Raw genomic sequence first — 19,306 nt, forward strand, 5'->3', positions numbered from 1 at the left:
CGGTTCTCCAACCGGAAGGGGACGGTTCTCCGACCGGAAGGGGACGGTTCTCCATCCGGAAGGGGACGGTTCTCCAACCGGAAGGGGACGGTTCTCCACCGGTTGAGAAGCCGTCCTCAAACTCTCCGGGACCCGTCGCACAACTGATGCGTGACCTCTGCGGCTAGCTCGAATACCCTGTGATCATGTTCGGACTCTTCCCGCTCGAGACCCTTCCCGGCTGGGAGGTCGCCCAGAACCCGACCGTGCTCGAGGCGGTCACGCTGTACCTCGGCATACCCGTCGCGATCTTCGCCGTGATTCTGCTGCTGGGCCTGGCGCCCAGCTGGTTCGGCAAAGACGACGACAAGGCCGTTCGCTCCGACGACTGACGCCCGAACCAACCGGGCGGGTCAGCGGCCGAACAGCCGCGAGAACATGCCGCCCGAGGCCGCCGACTGTTGTTCTGCGTGCCCGCCGCACCACTGTGATGCGGGAACCGACGCCTTGACCGACGCCACATGCTGGCCGCAACCGGCCCAGGTGGTCTTGCCGCACTGCTTGCAGGTGACCGGGTAGCACATCTGAAACTCCTTGTCGTAGTCGAGACTGAGCGAGATCCCGGCGCGTGCCGGAGTGATGGGACTCACGCGTCGACTATATACCCCCAGGGGTATGTAACCAACGAGCGGAGTCGCGAAAGGGACGGTCCGCTGATTCGGATCAGAGAACCGTCCCTTGGGACGGAAGTGGAACCGTCCCTTGGGCCAGAAGTGGAACCGTCCCTTGAGACAGAAGTGGAACCGTCCCCCTACTCGACGGCCTCTTGGCATCGCAGGGCGCGTTCGAGGTCGTCCAGTCGTTCGCTGGCCATGCGGCGCACCGAGTCGGTCAACTCGGTGGTGGCAAGCCAGTCGGTGATGCGCGCCGCCAGGGCGCGGTCGCCGAGCGGGCGCGGGAACAGCAACTCGCCCACGTTGCGGCGAATCGCCAGCGAGCGTTGCCCCCAGCCGTTCTGCTGCGCGGCGATGTGCTGCATCACGTCGAACCACTTGTCGACATACGGCTCGAGCGCAGCGTTCTGATCCAACTGCCAGAACTGCAGGCACAACTGGGTGTGTGTCTCGTTGGGCACGGACGGCTCGTCGACCGCCAGCCGCCACGCCTCGGCCTTGGCTGCCGCGGTCGGTAGCGCCGCCCGCGCTCCAGCGGCCTTCTCGGCCCCCGTCGCGGTGTTGTCGTGGGCCAGTTCGGCGGCGATACCCGCCTCGTCGATGCCGCCCAACCGGGCCAGGTTGGTGACCAGCCGCCAGCGCAGGTCGGCGTCGATGCTCAAGCCGGGCGGCACTTCGACGCCGTCCAGCCAGGCCTTCAGCAGTTCGGCCCCGGCCGGTGTGGTCACCGAAGCCGCGAGCGCGCGCACGATCGCCAACTGGTGGTCGGACCCCGGCTCGACCTGCTTCAGCAACTCGGCCAGACCCGCCGTCCAACGAACCGCCAACGCCGGCCGCTCAGCCGGGGGAGCGTAGTAGCGCACGGCCGCCTCGGCCTGGCCCAGTACGGCGCTGACCGCGGTGAGGTCGGTCTCGACGGCCACCCCCCGAACGACCAGCTCGACGTAGTCGGCGGCGCTGAGCTGCGCGTCGCGGCACATGTCCCACGTCGCCCCCCACAGCAGCGCCCGGGCGACCGGGTCGCGAAACTCGTGCATACGCTCGACCACCACGCTCAGCCCGCGGTCGATTCTGATCTTGGCGTACGACAGGTCGCCGTCGTTGAGCAGCACCACGGCAGGTGCCGGTACGCCGATCAGGGCCTCGATCTCGGTGCGATCGCCGTCGATGTCGACCTCGACCCGGTGCACCCGCTCGATGCCGTCGTCGGTGGGGTCGTACAGCCCGACGCCGATGCGGTGCCGGCGCAGCGTCGGCCATTGCGGCAGCGCCGACTGCAGCACGGCGAAGCTGGTGAACCGGCCCTCGTCGTCGAGCTCGTACTGGCAGGTCAGGGTGTTCACGCCGGCGGTCTGCAGCCACTGCCCGGTGAAGAACGACAGGTCGCGACCCGACGATTCCTCCAGCGCCTCCAGCAGGTCGCTCAACTGCGTGTTGCCCCACGCGTGCCGGGCGAAGTACGTGCGTACGCCGGCGAGAAACGGCTCAAGGCCGACGAAGGCCACCAACTGGCGCAGCGCCGACGCACCCTTGGCGTACGTGATGCCGTCGAAGTTGAGTTCGACCGCCTCGAGATCGACCATGTCGGCGGCGATCGGGTGGGTGGACGGCAGTTGGTCCTGCCGGTAGGCCCAGGTCTTGCGGGCGTTGCAGAACGCCGCCCACGGATCGGTGCCGCCGTGGCGTCGGCTGATCTCGTCCTGCGCGAAGTGGGACGCCCATTCGGCGAACGACTCGTTCAGCCACAGGTCGTCCCACCAGGTCATGGTGACCAGGTCGCCGAACCACATGTGGGCCTGCTCGTGCAGAATCGTGTTGTCGCGGCTGTCGTAGCTGGCCGCGGTGACCCGCGAGCGAAACAGGTACTCGTCGCGCAGCGTGACGCAGCCTGCGTTCTCCATGGCGCCGGCGTTGAACTCGGGCACGAAGATCTGGGCGTAGTCGCTGAACGGGTACGCCTCGCCGAAGTGCTCTTCGAACACCTCGAAGCCGCGCGCCGTGGTTTCGAACAGCCGGTCCGCGTCCAGATGCGGCGCCATCGACGCCCGGCACGACAGCGACAGCGGAATCTCGGCGTCACGGCCCTGATGCGTGCTGCGCACGGTGTGATAGTCGCCGGCGATCAAGGCGGTGATGTAGGTCGAGATCGGCGGCGTAGGAGTGAACTCCCAGCGGCCCAATTGGCCCGCGACCAGGGGTTCGACCTCGGGGGAGTTCGACAGCACCGTCCAGTGCGCCGGGGCGATCACCGAAAAGGCGAACGTAGCCTTCAGGTCGGGCTGCTCGAAGCAGGCGTAGACGCGGCGGGCGTCGGCCACCTCGAGCTGGGTGTAGCAGTAGATCCGCTCGTCCACGGGGTCGACGAAGCGATGCAGGCCCTCGCCGGTGTTGCTGTAGCGGCAGACCGCCGTGACGGCGAGCACGTGATCGCCGGTGGTGAGATCGAGAGGCACCCGTTCGCCGTTGTAGGCCGAGAAGTCGAGCGGGGCGTCGTCGAGGGTGGCTTCGACGATCGAGTCGGCGATCAGGTCGACGAACGTGCTACCGGCGCCCGAGCTGAACACGATGGTCGAGGTCGAGGTGAACGTGGTCGCCGACCCGGTCAGGTCGACCGTCACCTGGTAGCTGCTCGTGCTCAGTAGCTCGGCCCGCGCCTGGGCCTCAGCGCGGGTGATGTTGGCCGGATACATGTTCCTCCAGAGACGTTTCTGCGGTTCGCTCTCGCACAGTACCTGAGCGAATCGAGGCCACAACCATGCGTCAGTCACCTCTTCGGGCGCTGGAGATGAACGCGTCGAGACGGCGCTGATACACCTCGATCAGATCGTGGACGGGCAGCACCGGCGCCGCAGGCAGGGCAGCGTCGTCGGCGAGGCCGCAACGGAACAGCGCCAGCCTGGCCGCGGCCGTCGCAACCGGCTCGCTGTCGCGCAGCAGAGTGGTCCGTGACCCGGCGAGTGTGGCCTTGATGCGCGCCCATTGCGAGCAACGGTGCAGCGCCGCGCCGATCATGTGCAGCCCGTCAACCCGGTCGCCGGCCAGCTCTCCTTGGCGCTGCACGATCCACGCCGCCTGATAGGCGACAGCCTCGATCGCCCGCACGCCGAGGGGTGCGGTTGCCTCACCCACCACGCGAACCACCGCGGACGGGTCGGGGTCGGGGCATTGCCGTCCACCGGGGTAGGGCAGCACCCAACCCGGCCGGGCGAAGGCCGAAGGCTCGACAGTACGGGTCGGATTCAACGCCGACTGCGGTGGCGAACCCGACCCGCTGTGAGCAGAGCGCTCGGAGCCTGGCGCCACATCGTCGAGTCCGGGCACCTGTGCCAGCAGCGCGGCGACGTCGCCGTCGGTCTGCCGGTCGGCCAGCCACTGCAGAAAGCCGCCGGCGAACGAAGTGCCGGCCAGCAGCGCTTCCGTTGCGCCGTCGACGGCGCGCACCACGCTCATGCCCTCGCGCCGCACCGCCGATCGGTCGGGCACGCCGCGCACCAGGTGCAGCACGGCCTCGGCGGTGCCGACCGAGTCGGCCACCTGGCCCGGGGCGCGGACGCCGGCACCCCACGCGGCCACCTGGTGGTCGTGTCCGGCCACCCACACCGGCGTTCCGGGCGCCAGGCCCGTCCAGGCGGCGGTCGAGCGGGTCAGTCGCGCCGGCGGGTCGCCCGGCAGCACGACGGACGGCAGCTGGTGCGGTCGCAAGCCGGCCTCGGCCAGCAGTGGCTCGTCGAAAGTCTTGGCCAGGGTTTTGCCAGACGGTGGTAACCGGTACGCCATGGTGCGTCCGGCCAGCGTGTGGTCGGTGACCAGCCGTCCGGTCAGGGCCATAGCCAGGGCATCGGCGACGCCGGCCCAGCTGTTCACCTTCCCGAGGAGGTCGGGCCGGTGCGCCCGCAGCGAGAGCCACAGCGCCATCGGCGGCTTGGGCCCGGGCCGCACCCCGGTGGCTTCAAAGAGATCATCGGCGCCGGTGCGGCGTGCGAACGCCTGCATGTCGGCGTCGTCGCGCGCGTCCCGCCATGACAGCAGCGGCGTGCGGGCGTGCCCGTCCGCATCGAGCACGAAACCCGACTCGGCCATGGCGGCGATGCCCACCGCGGCCACCGGTACGTCAGCCCGGCTCAGGGCCCGGCCGACCAGGGTGATCAGGGCGTCCAGCGTGGTGGGCGTGGGTTCGGCGGCCAGCAGGGTGTCGCGGTCGCCGACCAGCACCACCTTGGTGTTGGTCGTGCCGAGGTCAACGCCGATGGCACTGGTCACGGCACCCATGGTGGCGGTGCGTCCGCCTGCCGGTCGAGTGCACGTGGCGGGTTACCAGCGCCGCACTAGGGTGTGCGCCATGACGCAACAGGTGGATATGTGGTTCGACTCGCTGTGCCCGTGGGCGTGGATGACGTCGCGGTGGCTGCTCGAGGTCGAAAAGGTGCGCGACGTGCACGTCGACTTTCACGTGATGAGTTTGGCGGTGCTCAACGAGGGTCGCGATCTGCCCGAGAACTACCGAGCATTGATGGACCGGGCCTGGGCGCCCGCCCGGGTCGCTCTGGCGGTGCAGCGCGAGCACCCCGAGAAGCTGCGCGACTACTACACCGCGATCGGCACACGGGTGCATCCGGGGGAGCAGCAGCCGACCGACGAAACCATCGCCGCCGCGCTGGCCGAGGTCGACCTGCCCGCCGAACTCATTGAGCTGGGTCACACCGACGCCAACGACGACGCCCTGAAGGCGTCGCACCACGAGGGCATGGACCCAGTCGGCGACGAGGTCGGCACCCCCGTGATTCGCATCAACGAGATGTCGCTGTTCGGCCCGGTGATCTCGCCCGCACCCAAGGGTGAACAGGCCGGCGAACTGTTCGACGGTTTCGCCAAGCTGACCGCCTACCCGGGATTCTTCGAGGCCAAGCGCACCCGCACGGTAGGCCCGATCTTCGACTGAGAATGGCGCGAGTTGGGAACCGTCCCCAATTCACGCCGCTCGCGAGTTGGAAACCGTCCCCACTGCCCACCAGACGTGGTGCTGGGCTGTCGGCCGTCTCGGCTATGTTGACCGCATGCGCGTTCACATCGCCGCCGACCATGCGGCCTACGACCTCAAGGAGTTTCTGGTCAAAGAACTGACCGCTGCCGGCTACGACATGGTCGACCACGGGGCGCACAGCTACGACTCGTCCGACGACTATCCGGTGTTCGTACTGCCGTGCGCCGAGGCCGTCGCCGCCGACCCCGAGAGCCGCGGCATCGTGCTGGGTGGTTCGGGCAACGGCGAACAGATCGCCGCCAACAAGGTCAAGGGCGTGCGGGCCGGTCTGGCCTACAACACCGTGATGGCCCGGCTGGCCCGCGAACACAACGACGCCCGCATCGTCGCGCTTGGTGGTCGCATGCAATCGCTCAGCGACGCACTGGCCATGGTGAGAGTGTTTCTCGAGACGCCGTTCTCGAACGATCCGCGGCACGTGCGGCGCTTGCAACTGCTCGACGACTACGAGAATCAGCACTGCTGCTGAGCAGTCCGGACGGCAGGGGACGGCATGCCTGAAGGGCACGTGATTCATCGACTGGCGAACGGTCTCACCGACTGGTTCGGCGGTCAGGCTGTGCGCGTCACCAGCCCGCAGGGCCGGTTCGCCGACGAGGCCGCACTGCTCGACGGCTCGGTGCTCAGCGGCGCCGAGGCGTACGGCAAACACCTGTTCATCGACTTCGGGCCAGACCGCATCGTGCACGTGCACCTGGGGCTGATCGGCAAGCTGTGGCTGATCGACGGCGAACCCACCTCGCCGGCCGGGCCCGAAACGCTGCGGCTGCGCATCGCCCGCGACCAGCGCAGCGCCGAACTGCGCGGCCCGCAGTGGTGCCGGCTGATCACCGACGAGGCCCGCGACGCCATCATCGCCGCCGCCGGCGACGACCCGATTCGTGACGACTCCACCGGCGAGAAGGCGTGGGCCAAGATCAGCCGATCGGGGCGCAGCATCGCCTCGCTGCTGATGGACCAGTCGGTCACCGCCGGCGTCGGAAACATCTACCGCGCCGAGGTGCTGTTTCGGCACCGGGTCAACCCGTTCAAAGAGGGCCGGACGATCTCGCGGCGCACCTGGAACGCGGTGTGGGCCGACCTGGTGCTGCTGATGCGCGACGGGGTCACCGAGGGACGCATCGACTCGGTGCGCGACGAGCACCTGCCCGAGGCGATGGGCCGCGCACCGCGCGTCGACCGGCACGGCGGCGAGGTGTACGTGTACCGCCGGGCGGGGCTGCCCTGCCTGGTCTGCGGCACACCCGTGCGTACCCAGGTGCTGGAAGGTCGCAACCTGTACTGGTGCCCGCGCTGCCAGCGACGGCGCTGACGGGAACGGGCTGATGCGCTGGGGTGCGTTCACCGTCCACGTGGCTGCCGACGGAGCCGGTTTTCGGCTGCTGCACGGCTCCGACGAGTGGGCCACCTTCAGCCTGCACGGCGTGCGTCCGACCGGGCGTTTCACCGACGATGACGACGAGGTCGAGCACGCGTTCGGCTGCAGCGGCTGCTCGTTCGCGGTACGGCATTCGGTGGGGCAGCACTGGACGATTCGCTGGGCGCTGAGTGCTGCGGAGCCGTCCGAACTCGTTCAGGTGCCGTCGTTGCGGGTTCGGCCCGGGCAGGCCAGCGTGGTGTGGGCCTGGGCCGCAGGCGCCGAAGCGGTGCTGGTGGTGGCGCCCCGGCGCCGGGCAGCGCCGGTGGTGGGGCTGCGGCTCACCCAGGGCTGGCTTCGTGCGAGCGACGACGGTTTCGAGCTTGCCCCCGAGAGGCTGACGATCGAGCCCGGACGGCGCTGGGTCGGTTCGCTGCGTGCCGAACTGCACACCGACCTGGCCCAACTCGCCGCGCGATTGCCCGCGTGGCTGGCCCCTCTCGAGATGCCGGCCGGGCAGCCCTGGGAGTTTCGGCAACCCGACCAGGCCCTGGTGGTCGAGCCGCCCGCGACGACCCGCGCCGAGGGCGACGCCGTGCAGGTGATCGGCGAGGCCGGCCGGGCGGCCGTGGTGCTGCACTCTGCGCGTGGGTTGACCGCGCTGACGCTGTCGTTCGCCCCAACCCTCGACACGCTGCTCGCCGCCGGGGCGTCCACCGTGTTGCGCGACCGTTTGCCGCCGAGCCCGGCCGCCGCGTTCGTGGTGGCTGAGGCGCTCGGCCGCAGCCTGGTCAGCCAGCCGCAGGCCGCCGAGGAATGGCTCGACGACTACGACTGGGAGCACACCACCGACCTGCTCGCCATCGCCGGCGGCATCGTGCGTGGCCAGCGGTCGGGCAACGCGCGGGCGGTGCGCGTGGCCCTGCGCCAGCTGCAACTGGTGCACCCTCAACTCGGCTTCGGCAGGGTGGTGATGGCCGGCTGGCTGGCCGGTCTGGCGCTCGGTGAAGACGTTCGCGACGAGGCGGTGGCGCTGTTGTCGCGGCCGAGCGGCACCGATTGGGTGGGCCTCGAACTGGCCGTGCTCAACCTGCGCAGCGCCGAGGTGGCCGGGCCGCTGTTCTCGGGCCTCATCAACACGCTGGGCGGTGACCTGCCCGGTGAACCGGTCGGGTTGGACGCCGTTCAGCAGGTGCAGTTGACCGGGCTGCTGCAGCTGTGCCCCGAGGAATGGCCGATGGCGGTCGGAGCTGCGGCGTGTGCGACCAAGAACTCGCGGCGACTGCTGGCGCAGGTGGCGGCGTCGGATTTCGCGAACCCGGAGGACCTGGCGGTGCTGGCCTGGCTGGCGCTGGGGGAGTCGCTGGTCTGATCTGTTGGTCGAGCTTGTCGAGACCCCACTAACCGCGCTGTTTCGCGTCCGGGCGGGTGAAGGCCCATTCGGGGTCGGTGAGCATGCGGGCGCCCGACAGGCCGGCCACCATGGCCACCACGACGAGCACCGTCGAGACGCCTGACTCGATGGCTGAGACGATGTCGGCCTGGTCGAAGTAGATCAGCGTGCGCAGCGCCGACGACCCGGGAATGGACACCAGCAACGTGGGCACGGTCATGATGATCTTGGTCATCTTGAACCAGCCGGCCACCACTGCGCAGCCCAGGCCCATGATCACGCAGCCGACGAACGTGGCCACGTGCGGTTTCACGTCGGCGGCCAGCAGCAACAGCCGTGGAACGTTGCCCACGACCGCCACCACGCCCGACGCCACAGCCGTGGCCAGCGGCACGTTGAACATGGTCGCCCACCCGAACACCGCGAAGAAGCTGGCTGCGATCAGGGCCGTCCAGACAATCGCCGGATGGCCCTCATTGGGCGCCACCGGCGCGGGTGAGACTCCGGCGATCGAGGCGACCAGCCACACGCCGATGGCCATGGCGAGCAGCACCATCGCTGCATAGGTGAGCCTGGGTACGCCGGCGTCCAGGTCGAGCCGGGTGAGGTCGAGACCAGCTGTGACAAGGGGAAACCCGGGGATCAGAAAGATCGACGCGCAGATGAAGCCAGCTGCGAAGCGTGGGCTCGGGGCTCCGGCCACGGCCGTGATCAGCGCCGCGAAGCCGACGTACAGTGCCGACGCCAGCGCGGCCGAGGTGAGCACCACCGCGAGCAGGTTGAACTGCAGTCGAGTGAGCGCGCGGTGCGCGGTGTAGGCGAGGGCTGAGGCAGGCAGCACGGCGAGCACCTCGCGCCAGCCGCCGTTCGACAACACCGACACCGACGCGCAGGCGAGGGCGACCAGCGTCACCAACAGCCAGGTGGGGTAGCAGCGGGGCTGGTGCTCGATCGCGTCCAGGCGGGCCTCGACGTCGATCGCCCGTTCGCGTTCGGGCAGTTCGTGCGAGAACTGGTGCAGCCGGGCGATGCGGTCGGCGTCGACGCTGGGACGGGTCTCGCCCACCTGGGTTCGGAAGATGCCGCGGCGTCCGACTGTGAGCACGATCTGGGTGAAGGTGACCTGCGCCTCGACCTGCTGGACGCCGACGGTGCGGGCCACCGCGCTCATCACTTCGCGCACCCGCAGTGCGCTGGTGCCGGCGCCGAGCATCATGGTGCCCGCGCGCAGCACCACGTGCGAACGACGGATCAGATGGGTGGGTTCGAGCTGGTCCTCGTACTCGTGCTCGCTTATCGGCGGACGCTCCTCGGGCATGCCTCCACGCTAAGCCCACCGGAGCATCGTCGGGCGCAGAGCCCACGAAGGGCCGCCTGGCCGACAGCGGGCAACGTAGCTGCCTTTGTGACACGTCGCTGCCCGCGCGCAGGCAGTTACGTGCCCGAAAGGCAGTTACATCGCCTCGCGAGACCGCAAAGCCACCCCGGTCTAGGGCGACTTCGACCAGCGGGTTTCGGACCAGCGCGACCCGACGGGTCTCGACAGGCTCGACCAACCTGGTTTAGCCGAGCAGTTCGGGGTAGTCCCTTGCCTCACCCAACACGTGTTCGGACAGGAAGGCCGACACCGTGCCGTACCAGAGCGCAGCGTGCTGAGGGCTGAGCACCCAGTGGTTCTCGTCGGGAAAGTACAAGAACCGGTGCGGGGTGCGTCCCTGGTCGTCCATGGCGAGTTTCGAGCGGCTGACCAGTTCCCACCACAACCGAAGGCCTTCGCCGATCGGCACCCGGTAATCCTTGTCGCCGTGCACCACCAGCATCGGGGTGTCGATGCGTTCGACGAAGGCATGCGGCGAGAAGTCGCGCACCATCTGTTCGCTCACCTCGCGCGCCCAGTAGTAGGCGTGGTCGGTGGTCGGCCCGAACTGGTCGAGCGCCCACAACGAGGCGTGGGTGACGATGGCGTCGAACCGGTCGGTCTGGCCGGCCACCCAGTTGGCCATGTAGCCACCGAACGAGCCGCCCATGGCAGCGGTGCGGGTGTGATCGACGTCGTCGCGTGCGAGGGTGGCGTCGGTGATCGTCATCAGGTCGGTGTACGGCTCTGCACCCCAACGGGCCCAGCCGCGGGCGATGAACTGCTCGCCGTAACCGGTCGACAGGGCAGGGTCGGGCAGCAGCACCGCGTAGCCCTGCGCGACCAGCAGCCAGGGGCACCAGCGCCACGACCAGGCGTTCCACGAGCCCAGCGGACCGCCGTGAATCCACAGCAGCAGCGGCGCCGGGTGCACGTCGTCGGCGCCGGACGGTAGGGCCAGCCAGGCCCGCAGCGGCGAACCGTCGTCGGCCGTGGCGCTCACCTCGGTGAGGGTGCCGGGCAGCTGCGGTGCCGGCGCGGGGCCGGGCAGCAACTCGGCCGCAACGGGGGCTTCGGCGCTGCGGTGCGCGTGCAGGTCGATGCGCACCACCTCGGACGGCGCCCGGTACGACGACCGCAAGGCGTAGACCCAGCGTCCGTCGGGCGAGACCTGCAGGTCGGTGAACGCCGCGTCGTCGCTGGTCACTCGGGTGACCTCGTCCTTGGCCAGGTCGAGCACGAACACCGGGCTTCGTCCCGACTCGTCGGCGGCGAGCACGAGGCCGCTGCCGTCGGGCAGCCAGGCGTGATCGGTGATCCAACGGTCCCAGTCGGCGGCGATGCGGCGTGACGAGCCGTCGGTGAGGTCAAGCAGGCGCAACTCGACGTGCGGCGCTTTGGTGGGGCTGCCGTGCGGTTCGTACTGCCACACGACCGTGGTGCCGTCGGGCGAAATGCGGCCGCAGATCACGTCGGCGCCCGGTTCGTCCACCAGGGTGGTGAGCGTGCCGTCGGACAGATCGAGCCGGCACAGGGTGGTGCGGCGGTCGGCGCGGGCACCGATCACGGTGCAGGTGACTGCAGCCCAGCGGCCGTCGGGTGCCAGGTCGAAGTCGCCGAACTGGTGCGGGGCTGCGTCGGGGGTCAGGTCGGTGAGCTCGAGGGTGGCAGCGGCCTCGCCCGCGATCCCGTCGGACGGCACCGGCCCGGTCAGCAGGTGGGTGGCCCCAGGCCCGAGGTCTTCGTCCCAGTGCCGAATCGGGTAGCTGGTGTGCAGCAGGGCCGACACCTTGAGATCTTTGCGCTCTTTGCGCACCCGATCGTCGTCGGCCTCGGTCGAGGCGGTGCCGAGGCGGTTGCCGGCGGCCAGCACCACGCCCGCGTGTGACGCGACCTCGCCGTAACCGCCGAGCCGATTGCCGATCAGCCGGGCGTCGCCGCCGGTGGCGGGCAGCAGCCACAGCGCGGCGGGCGCCTCGTCGTCGTCTTCGGCGTCGGGGTTGGGGCGCGTCGAGGTGAACAGAATGTCGCCCGCGTCGGTGAACACCGCCGACGATTCGCCCTTGCGCGAGCGGGTCAGCCGGCGGGCCGGCTCGGCGCCGGTGGGATCGACGTGCCACAACGCCGAACGATACTGGTTGCGCTTGGCGTTGAGCGTCGCGACCGTGGTGATCAGGCGCGACCCGTCGGGCGACAGCCGCAGGCCGGTGGTTCGAGGAAGTGAGAGGTAGGTCTGAATGTCGTGAAAAGGGGTGACCATTCACAGGACCCTAGCCCGAGCCGCCCTCGATTTCGATGTCACGTCAGGATTTCGCGGTTAGCGCCGCCGGTGGCCCTGCCCTAGACTCGGTGCGGCGCCGCTCATCGAGCGGGGTCGATCCGGGGCGTAGCGTAGTGGCTAGCGCGCCTGCTTTGGGAGCAGGAGATCGCAGGTTCGAGTCCTGTCGCCCCGACCATTTGTGCCCCCCACCCCGACTAGGCATTATGCCTGGCTGACTAGGCCAAACGCCGCAGGGGCGACAGGCGACCTGCACCCAGAAGAGGCCATGTCAAGACCTCTGGTGCCCCAGTTAAGCCCCAATTGGGGCTAATTTGGGGCAAGCGAAACCCCTAGTCAGAGCGATATACTGGTTTTCGGGTTTCCTGCCGATCAGGAGGTTCCCATGGGTCAGGAGCGCCGGTCCTTCGGCAGCATCGAGCGCCGGAGTGGGTACTTCCGTGCGCGTTACGTCGGGCCGGATCGGCAGCGTTACGACGCCCCGCACCTGTTCTCCGAGCGGATCGACGCCGAGTTCTGGCTGGGCGAGGTGCACCGTTCGATCGAGCGCCAGGAGTGGCGTCCGCCGGTGAAAGTGAAGGGCGGGCCGGACGACCTGGACACCCTGGCCGGCTACGCGCGGCACTGCCTGGCTGAGCGCGAGCTGACGCCGCGGACGCGCGAGGAGTACGGCCGGCTGCTGGAGAAGCTGATCGCCCCGACGCTGGGGAGCTTCAAGCTGAAGTACCTCGAACCCGACCAGATCCGCCGCTGGTACTCCACGGTGCTGTCGGCGGACCGTCCGGTGCAGCGCAAGCACGCCTACTCGCTGCTGCGCTCGATCCTGCGCGAAGCCGAGGACGAGGGCCTGATCGACCGCAACCCGTGCCGCGTCCGCAACGCCGGCAAGGTGCGCCGCACGCGCGACATCGAGCCGGCCACCCCCGCCGAACTCAACAAGCTGCTCGAGCTGCCGCCGAAACAGGGACTGCCGGTGGTGCTGGCCGGCTGGTGCGGGCTGAGGTCGGGTGAGGTGCGTGGCCTGCGGCGGCGCGACCTCGACCTCACCGAGGGCGTGGTGCGCGTCCGGCAGGCGGTGACGCGGACGAAGGGCCAGGTGCACGTCGGAGCGCCGAAGACGGCGGCCGGCACCCGTGACGTCGGCATTCCGCCGCATCTGATCCCGTACCTGGCGAAGTACGTGGCCGCGCTCCCGGTGACCGGACGCGACGGCTTCCTCTTCCCGGGCGGAGACGGCGTCTCGCCGATGTCGGAGAAGGCGTTGCGCTACGCCTACGGCAAGGCCCGAAAGGTCATCGGCCGGGAGGATCTGACCTTCCACGACATGCGCCACTCCGCGGCTTCGCTGGCGGGTATGACCGGCGCGACGACCGCCGAACTGAAGGCGATGATGGGCCACGCCACCGCCGGGATGGTCGAGCGCTACCAGCACGCGACCCGGGCGTCCCGCTCGCGGCTGGCCGAGAACATGAGCAAGCTCGCCGAACTATGACGCTTACCGCTTGTCCGATGGGTCTCGCAGGTCGTCCCTGAACCCTTCGCTGTCATGCTGCCAATCCGCATCGGTGGGGCCACTGAACAGGTCGGCGATCTCGTCCCAGCGCCTCCAATAGTTCAGTTCCGCGGGCATCAGGCGGGCACTTGGCCGTCCGGAGACGGTGATCGTGATCTCCCCCCCGGACGCGGCGCGGCGCACCAGTTCGGCGGTGTTTTGGCGCAGCTCCTTCAGGTCCACATTGGCGCTCATGGCAGCGAGGATAGGACGTCCCTCGTCCCTCGGCGGCAGGCCGAGCAGGCGGCACGAGGTGGCAGAACTTCACATCGCTTGGTCCTCCGGTGTCCGGATCGGGCCCTTTCTGAGGCTTAAGGGGCTGCGGAAGGAGTTCACCATGGAACTGCAGCGCTACGAGTCCCTCGCCCAGGCGGCCGAGCGGACGGGGATCAGCCGGAAGACCCTGCGACGTCGGATCGCGTCCAGTCAACTTCCGGTCTTCTCCAGCGGACGGCGCATCCTCCGCGTCCGCCCCGAGGACGTCGACGCGATGTTGCGTCCGTTCTGGCTCGGGTGACACGCGACCTTCGGACAGCTCAGGGGTACCGTCTGGACATGGCTGGACTGGCGACGATCAGGGTTCCACGCGTAGTCCGCGATCGCCTGCGCGATGCAGCCAAGGCGGCCCACCTGACACAGGGCCAGCTCATCGAAGAGATGCTCGACCAGCGGCGCAAGGCAGCGTTCTGGGCTGCACTCGAAGCTGAGACCGCCGATCAGGTGTATCGGGAGGAGTTGGTCGAGGCTGACGAGGCCTTCATCGCCGACGCCGAGGAGCGCCTCGCCCAGTTCGAGGCCGGCCAGTGAACCTGCTGATCGCCTGCGTGCCGCAGTAAGCCCCGGCCCGCGCGTGATCGCCTGCAAAACAGCCCATCGCTCTACACTCATTGCATGTCGGTAGATCGCGTCGAGCTTCATCAGCTCGTTGATGAGTTGCCTGACGATCAGGTATCGAGCCTGCTCGCCGAGGCACGTCGGCGCGCCCACCGGCGCCAGGGCGGTAGCTGGCCCCCCGCATTCTTCGGTTTCGGCCCCGCCAACGATGGCCGCACGGACACCTCAGAACGAATAGATGAGATTCTCGCTGAGGGGTTCGGTCGGGACTGAGATCGTGATCATCTGCGACACCGGCCCGTTGGTGGCCGCTGCGATCATCGATGACGCGAATCATCATGCCTGCGTGGAGTTGTGGACTGGCCTCCGCCTGGCTGGACGGCGGCTCCTCGTCCCGGAAACGGTTGTAGCTGAGGTCGGCTATCTTCTGGACTCCAAGCTGGGCAGTCGAGCCGAGGCAGCGTTTCATCGTGCGATCGCGGACGGCGACTACGAGATCGCCGACCTCACGCCTGAGGACCACCTGCGAATGGCTGATCTGATCGAGCGCTACCAGGACCTCCGGCTCGGCACGACCGACGCCTCGGTGATCGCTCTCGCTGAACGGCTCGATGTGAGCGAGATCGCAACGCTCGACCGAAGGCACTTCACTGTGGTCAGGCCTGTCCACGTTCAGGCGTTGACTCTCCTGCCCGAGCGGATCTGACGTCAGACCGCCGACGAGGCATGAACGGAGATCCTGTGGATGTGACCGTGCTCGCTCAGCTCGACCCGGCGATGAACGCGCATTAGCTTGATCGAGCAGCTCCGACGCCCGTGACCCCAGCGCGGCGCGCCGACCGCGAGGTCTTCCATCTCAGATCTGCGGTTACGCTTGTCGACTACTTCGCTCTGCTGCCCAAGCCCTGACCTATCACGGGTTCTTGAGGCGTGCTGTGACGCACGTCCTTTGCGGTGGGCCATTCATCGACACGAACAGCTCGCCCATTGCGACGAGAACCGAGAGTAGGGCGCCTGTTTGCGAAGTGCCGATCCGGCTGGTCGTACCTACGGCGGGGGCGACAGGCTCACATGCTGGAATCTCTGCCCCAGATAAGCCCCAACTGGCGGCCGAGATCATCGCATCTTGCCTATCATACCTAGTCAACGGCTAGTTCAGCGCGCCCATCCCTCCGGTTCGAGTCCTGTCGCCCCGACCATTGCCAGAGGCGACCAGCCGGGGGCCTCTTTGCGCCGGATCGACGTGTGAGCAGGTCAAGTCCAAATCGATCGACCGCGTCACCCACGTGGATCGTGCGACTTCCCCGGTGGCTCAGATCGATCAGGTTCACCAGATCCTGGTGCTGCTCACCGGCGGACGGTAGGCATCACGAGGCCTTGGCGTCGAAGCTGCCGAGCGATGAGGGCATGGACGAGATTCACGCGGGGGCTTACGCACCACAGGATCAGCTCTTCGCCTTTCGCATAGGGCGAATCACCTCACCGGCCGAGGGGCTCATCAGCAGCGCTTCGACCAAGGCCATGCCCAACACGATCGCGATCACGATGAAGGTCGCCGAGTACGGCGCCGAGGGGCCGGCCGCCTGCAGCGGACGCGCCGCCTTCAGCAGCGCCGCGGCCACCGCGACGCCGAACCCGGCGGCGATCTGCGACAACGTCGAAAACAGCGTGTTCGCCTCGGTCATGTGTGCCTGGGCGACGTCGGCGAACGCGATGGTGTTGTAGGCGGTGAAGCCGACCGACCGCGCCGCGCCCGAGACGAACAGCAAGGTGGCGAGCAGCCAGTCGGGGGTGTCGGGCTTCATCAACGCCATCAGCACCACGGTCACCGCGGCCACTGCCGAGGCAGCGATCAGCACCGTCCGATACCCGAACAGCCGCAGCAGGGGAGTGGTCGCCGGCTTGATCGCCAGGTTGCCCACGAACACCCACAACACCATCGCCCCGGCTTGCACGGGGGTGCGTCCCCAGACGTCCTGAAACAGCAGCGGCAGCAGAAACGGCACGGCCGACACCGCCAGCCGAAACGCCATGCCGCCCGCGTTGGCGACCCTGAAGGTCTCGTGGCCGAAGGCGTCCAGGCTCAGAATCGGGTGCTCGGCCCGCCGGCAGTGCCGGACGGCCAGCCAACACCCCAGGGCGCCGAGTGCGGCCGCCACGATCACGGCACCGTACGGGATCTCGTCCAGGGTCAGCAGGCTGGTCAGCCCCACCACCGAACCCAGACCGATCAACACCCAGGCCGAGCCCAGCCAATCGAACGGCACCTGGTGCGGGGTGCGGATCTGCGGCACCAGGGCGATCGCGATCGGCACCGCGATGAGACCCAGCGGAATGTTGATGAGAAAAATCCAGTGCCACGAGAGCGCCTGCACCACCACGCCACCGAGAAACGGCGCGATGATCGGTGCCGCCAACGCCGGCCAGGTGAGAATCGCGATCGCTCGGACGAGCCCCTGCCGGTCACCGCCCCGCAGCACCACCAGGCGTCCGACGGGCACCATCAACGCCCCACCGATGCCCTGCAGCACCCGCCAGGCGCACAGCTCGATCAACGAGGTGGACGCCGCGCAGAGCCCCGAGGCGACCGTGAAGATCACGATGGCCCACACGAACACGGTGCGCGAGCCCAGCCGGTCGGTGATCCAGCCACTGAACGGAATCACGATCGCGAGGGTGACGAAGTAGGCGGTGATCGACAGTCCGATCGACGCCGAACTGACCCCCAGGTCACGGCCCATGGCCGGCGCGGCCGTCGACACGATGGTTCCGTCGAGCAGTTCCATGAAGTAGGTGGCGGCGACCAGCACGGCGACGGCCGTGGCTCGGCGCTCCGCGTTCATGCCCATCCACCCACAGTTGCATCAAGGTGGCGGATCCGTGTGCGCGCACGCGCGCGTCGCCGACGATGCGTTGATATCGATGGGGTCAGTCCATCGGTTGCGCGCCGAAACGTCGAGCGGTTGCCGACTGTTGCTGCGGGTTCGTACGCAGACGACGGACTCGCCGACACTGCCTCGCGCGCACTAGCATCGCGGCGTGCAGGATTCTCCCGGCCGCCGGGGCACGCGGCGCTGACCCGATCAGTCGTACGCGTGCCTGCTGCTGAGGTCGCGTCGCCCGGTCAGCCCTGGGTTCCATCCATTCGCTGACGCCGAGGATTCTCAACCATGTTCGTGGTGCAACTGGCCTACCTGGCCTTCTTCAGCATCGCCCTGCCCGATTCGATGCTCGGCGTGGCCTGGCCGTCGATGCGGCTCTCGTTCGACCAGCCGCTCAGCGCCGCGGGGCTGGTGCCTCCGGTGGGTGTCGCCGCGGCCGTCGTGTCGACCATCGCGGCGCCGTATCTGACCGCCCGCTGGGGTGTCGGACGGCTGCTGGCCGCCGGCACCGCCCTGTCTGCGGCAGCGCTGGCCGGGTCGGCCCTGACCCCCACGTGGTGGGGGTTCCTGGTCACCGTGGCGCTGGGCGGTCTGGCCTCGGGCGCCATCGACGCCACCCTGAACGCCTTCGCCGCGCGTCGTTTCGGGCCCCAGCAGATCAACCTGCTGCACGCCTGTTACGGCGTGGGCGCGGTCGTCTCGCCGCTGCTGGTCACGGTGGCCCTGGCCACGGGCGCAGGGTGGCGCGCCGCCTTCGGCGTGGTGGCCGGCCTGATGTTCGTGATCGCGGTCGTGTTCACCGTCGCCCGGCACGGCTGGGACGACGGCGTGCCCGCAGCGGCGTCACCGGCCGCCACGAGCGAAGGGCGGGTCTGGTCACTGCCCGCGACCCTCGGCCTGGTGACGGTGGTGCTAGCGCGCCGGCCACCTCCGGGCCGACCCCTCGCTCGAGGGTCAGGTAGCTGTAGGCCCAGATCGCCACGGACGACTCCAGCCCGGTCTGCATGGCCGAACGACTCGGCGCCTGGCCCGTGCTGGGCATCGCTGCCCGGTCTGCTCGGGCTGGCACTCGACCACGACGCCCGCTGGTTCGCGCTGGGGCTCGCGTTGCTGAGCCTGCTGATCGCCGGACTGCTCCGCCTGATCGGACGCCGCGCCGGCACCGCCCCTCAGGTGCCCGAGGGCCAGTAGTGCGCCTCGTCGTACCGCGGCGCCCGGCTGCCGAACAAGGCTTGGCCGACCCGCACGCAGGTGGCGCCCTCGTCGATCGCCACCTCGAAGTCGCCCGACATGCCCATCGACAGCTCACCCGGCCCGATCAGGTCGGGGTCGGTGTCGCGGGCCCGATCGCGCAGCGTCCGCAGCCGCACGAAACAGGCGCGCACCCGCTCGAGGTCGCTGCTGAACAGCGCAAGGGTCATCAGGCCCTGCACCCGTAGCGTCTCGAACCGGGGGAGGGCGGCCAGAAAGGCCAGCACCTCGTCGGGGCTCAGCCCGTACTTCGACTCTTCGCCCGAGGTGTTCACCTGCACGAACACGTCCAGCGACCGTCCGGCCGCCTGCAGCCGGCGATCGAGCGCCTCGGCCAGGCGCAGGCTGTCGAGCGCCTGAAACTCGGCGGCGAAGCCCGCCACGTCGCGGGCCTTGTTGGTCTGCAGATGCCCGACCACGGCCCAGCTGACGTCGAGGTCGGCGAGGTTCTCGCTCTTGCGCTTCGCCTCCTGCACCTTGTTCTCGCCCAGCCGGTAGTACCCCGCGGCCACCGCGTTGCGCAGCCGGTCTTCGGCCACCGTCTTGCTCACCGGCAACAACCGGACGCTCCGCGGGTCGCGTCCGGCCCGTGCGGCGGCCCGCGCGATGCGCGCCTGGACGGCGTCGAGGTTGCGGGCAAAGTCCTCGACGGTGATCGCCGGCGGGTAGGTGATGGGCTGGGCGACGTCGGACATGACGCTCACGTTA

General features: G+C 68.9%; 19 protein-coding genes and 1 tRNA gene. 12 read left to right on the forward strand and 8 right to left on the reverse strand.

Annotated elements, in window-relative coordinates:
* Positions 1-185 precede the first annotated feature (185 nt).
* Positions 186-371 (forward strand): hypothetical protein, encoded by a 186-nt coding sequence (locus MPLG2_RS02470; RefSeq protein ID WP_158680802.1) that lies wholly within the window; start codon positions 186-188, stop codon positions 369-371.
* A 21-nt stretch (positions 372-392) separates the two neighbouring features.
* On the opposite strand, the gene MPLG2_RS02475 is transcribed toward MPLG2_RS02470, so the two are convergent.
* From MPLG2_RS02475 to MPLG2_RS02485, 3 genes are all read right to left on the reverse strand, one after another.
* Entirely contained in the window at positions 393-629 is a 237-nt protein-coding gene (locus tag MPLG2_RS02475; RefSeq protein WP_105184771.1) for a hypothetical protein, read from the reverse strand.
* Positions 630-790: 161 nt separating this feature from the next.
* Entirely contained in the window at positions 791-3,343 is a 2,553-nt protein-coding gene (pepN, locus tag MPLG2_RS02480) for an aminopeptidase N (RefSeq protein WP_105184772.1), read from the reverse strand.
* A 70-nt stretch (positions 3,344-3,413) separates the two neighbouring features.
* Positions 3,414-4,913: an FGGY-family carbohydrate kinase gene (locus MPLG2_RS02485; protein ID WP_158680803.1), complete on the reverse strand. Its 1,500-nt coding sequence runs from the start codon at positions 4,911-4,913 to the stop codon at positions 3,414-3,416.
* A 79-nt stretch (positions 4,914-4,992) separates the two neighbouring features.
* On the opposite strand from MPLG2_RS02485, the gene MPLG2_RS02490 reads away from it, so the two are divergent.
* From MPLG2_RS02490 to MPLG2_RS02505, 4 genes are all read left to right on the forward strand, one after another.
* Positions 4,993-5,592: a mycothiol-dependent nitroreductase Rv2466c family protein gene (locus MPLG2_RS02490; RefSeq protein ID WP_105184774.1), complete on the forward strand. Its 600-nt coding sequence runs from the start codon at positions 4,993-4,995 to the stop codon at positions 5,590-5,592.
* A gap of 115 nt (positions 5,593-5,707) precedes the next feature.
* A complete protein-coding gene (locus MPLG2_RS02495) occupies positions 5,708-6,163 on the forward strand; it encodes a ribose-5-phosphate isomerase (protein WP_105184775.1) in 456 nt (151 codons plus the stop codon).
* Between the two features lie 24 nt (positions 6,164-6,187).
* Positions 6,188-7,006 carry an Fpg/Nei family DNA glycosylase gene (locus tag MPLG2_RS02500; RefSeq protein WP_105184776.1) on the forward strand — a complete coding sequence of 273 codons (819 nt, stop codon included), beginning with the start codon at positions 6,188-6,190 and terminating at the stop codon, positions 7,004-7,006.
* 13 nt (positions 7,007-7,019) lie between these two features.
* Positions 7,020-8,423 carry a hypothetical protein gene (locus MPLG2_RS02505; protein WP_105184777.1) on the forward strand — a complete coding sequence of 468 codons (1,404 nt, stop codon included), beginning with the start codon at positions 7,020-7,022 and terminating at the stop codon, positions 8,421-8,423.
* A gap of 28 nt (positions 8,424-8,451) precedes the next feature.
* On the opposite strand, the gene MPLG2_RS02510 is transcribed toward MPLG2_RS02505, so the two are convergent.
* Both MPLG2_RS02510 and MPLG2_RS02515 read right to left on the reverse strand, forming a co-directional pair.
* Positions 8,452-9,762, reverse strand: a complete 1,311-nt coding sequence (locus tag MPLG2_RS02510; protein WP_105184778.1) for a threonine/serine exporter family protein — start codon at positions 9,760-9,762, stop codon at positions 8,452-8,454.
* Between the two features lie 244 nt (positions 9,763-10,006).
* Positions 10,007-12,061, reverse strand: coding sequence for a S9 family peptidase (locus MPLG2_RS02515; protein WP_105184779.1), 2,055 nt, complete (start codon positions 12,059-12,061; stop codon positions 10,007-10,009).
* Between the two features lie 120 nt (positions 12,062-12,181).
* Between MPLG2_RS02515 and MPLG2_RS02520 the strand changes: the two genes are divergently transcribed.
* Both MPLG2_RS02520 and MPLG2_RS02525 read left to right on the forward strand, forming a co-directional pair.
* Positions 12,182-12,257: transfer RNA gene (locus MPLG2_RS02520), tRNA-Pro, on the forward strand.
* Positions 12,258-12,464: 207 nt separating this feature from the next.
* Positions 12,465-13,571: a tyrosine-type recombinase/integrase gene (locus MPLG2_RS02525; RefSeq protein ID WP_105184780.1), complete on the forward strand. Its 1,107-nt coding sequence runs from the start codon at positions 12,465-12,467 to the stop codon at positions 13,569-13,571.
* 3 nt (positions 13,572-13,574) lie between these two features.
* Here the strand turns inward: MPLG2_RS02525 and MPLG2_RS02530 are convergent, their stop codons facing one another.
* Positions 13,575-13,826: a type II toxin-antitoxin system Phd/YefM family antitoxin gene (locus MPLG2_RS02530; protein ID WP_105184781.1), complete on the reverse strand. Its 252-nt coding sequence runs from the start codon at positions 13,824-13,826 to the stop codon at positions 13,575-13,577.
* A gap of 142 nt (positions 13,827-13,968) precedes the next feature.
* Between MPLG2_RS02530 and MPLG2_RS02535 the strand changes: the two genes are divergently transcribed.
* The 4 genes from MPLG2_RS02535 (at position 13,969) to MPLG2_RS02550 (ending at position 15,171) form a co-directional block, all read left to right on the forward strand.
* The gene (locus MPLG2_RS02535; RefSeq protein ID WP_105187422.1) at positions 13,969-14,148 is read left to right on the forward strand and encodes a helix-turn-helix domain-containing protein; all 180 of its coding nucleotides are present in this window, start codon (positions 13,969-13,971) and stop codon (positions 14,146-14,148) included.
* Positions 14,149-14,186: 38 nt separating this feature from the next.
* Positions 14,187-14,438 (forward strand): hypothetical protein, encoded by a 252-nt coding sequence (locus MPLG2_RS02540; RefSeq protein WP_158680804.1) that lies wholly within the window; start codon positions 14,187-14,189, stop codon positions 14,436-14,438.
* A gap of 84 nt (positions 14,439-14,522) precedes the next feature.
* Positions 14,523-14,738, forward strand: coding sequence for a hypothetical protein (locus MPLG2_RS02545; protein WP_105184783.1), 216 nt, complete (start codon positions 14,523-14,525; stop codon positions 14,736-14,738).
* The gene (locus MPLG2_RS02550) at positions 14,704-15,171 is read left to right on the forward strand and encodes a type II toxin-antitoxin system VapC family toxin (RefSeq protein WP_197710049.1); all 468 of its coding nucleotides are present in this window, start codon (positions 14,704-14,706) and stop codon (positions 15,169-15,171) included. Before MPLG2_RS02545 ends, MPLG2_RS02550 begins: the two co-directional genes overlap by 35 nt.
* Before the next feature lie 739 nt (positions 15,172-15,910).
* Here the strand turns inward: MPLG2_RS02550 and MPLG2_RS02555 are convergent.
* On the reverse strand, positions 15,911-17,314 hold the full coding sequence (locus MPLG2_RS02555; RefSeq protein ID WP_105184785.1) for an MFS transporter: 1,404 nt from the start codon (positions 17,312-17,314) through the stop codon (positions 15,911-15,913).
* A gap of 321 nt (positions 17,315-17,635) precedes the next feature.
* Here MPLG2_RS02555 and MPLG2_RS02560 point away from each other — a divergent pair, with 321 nt between their 5' ends.
* Entirely contained in the window at positions 17,636-18,538 is a 903-nt protein-coding gene (locus MPLG2_RS02560; protein ID WP_105184786.1) for an MFS transporter, read from the forward strand.
* On the opposite strand, the gene MPLG2_RS02565 is transcribed toward MPLG2_RS02560, so the two are convergent.
* The gene (locus MPLG2_RS02565; protein ID WP_105184787.1) at positions 18,517-19,293 is read right to left on the reverse strand and encodes a YggS family pyridoxal phosphate-dependent enzyme; all 777 of its coding nucleotides are present in this window, start codon (positions 19,291-19,293) and stop codon (positions 18,517-18,519) included. The two genes, MPLG2_RS02560 and MPLG2_RS02565, sit on opposite strands and share 22 nt — an antisense overlap.
* Positions 19,294-19,306: the final 13 nt, after the last annotated feature.

It is taken from the genome of Micropruina glycogenica (genome assembly GCF_900289045.1).
Lineage (GTDB): Bacteria > Actinomycetota > Actinomycetes > Propionibacteriales > Propionibacteriaceae > Micropruina > Micropruina glycogenica.